Source organism: Gilvimarinus sp. 1_MG-2023, from assembly GCF_030548285.1.
This window is the reverse complement of sequence record NZ_JAUOSC010000142.1, coordinates 1-455: the sequence shown is the minus strand read 5'-3', so window position 1 is coordinate 455 and position 455 is coordinate 1. Positions and strand designations below refer to the sequence as shown.

General features: G+C 59.6%; 1 protein-coding gene. It reads left to right on the top strand.

Translation table 11 applies throughout. The features are described 5' to 3' along the window. Positions 1 to 165: 165 nt before the first annotated feature. The coding region (locus Q4563_RS16120) for an NTP transferase domain-containing protein (protein WP_303605195.1) at positions 166 to 455 on the top strand (290 nt) is incomplete at its 3' end.

Here is a 455-nt window from a genome sequence, read left to right as displayed (position 1 = left end):
CTACTACAGCCCGGCGTAGACCCCGAACTGCTGGTAGCAGAGCTGGAGCAGCGCCTGGGCATGAAAGACGAAACCCATTACCTGCAAAGCGGCAATACGGGCGCTACCCGTCATTTTGCCATGCTGGGTGGCTAACACCGGGATAAACCCGACAGCGGAGGCGATATGGATACACACGCAAAGGCAACAACCATCGGGGTGATTCTGGCAGGCGGGGCGTCCCGTCGCATGGGGCAAGACAAGGCCATGCTTCCCGCCAGAGAACATGCCAGCTTGCTGCACCACCAAGTCGATCTGATGCAGCAGCTTGGGCTGCAACAACTGTTTATCAGCCGCCATGCCTCCCTGTCCACCCCGGACGACCTGCAACACCTGGTGGTCTGTGATGTCAATGACGAACACCACGATGGCCCACTGGCCGGACTGTTCAGCATTGCCAATGCCTGCCCCAAGGC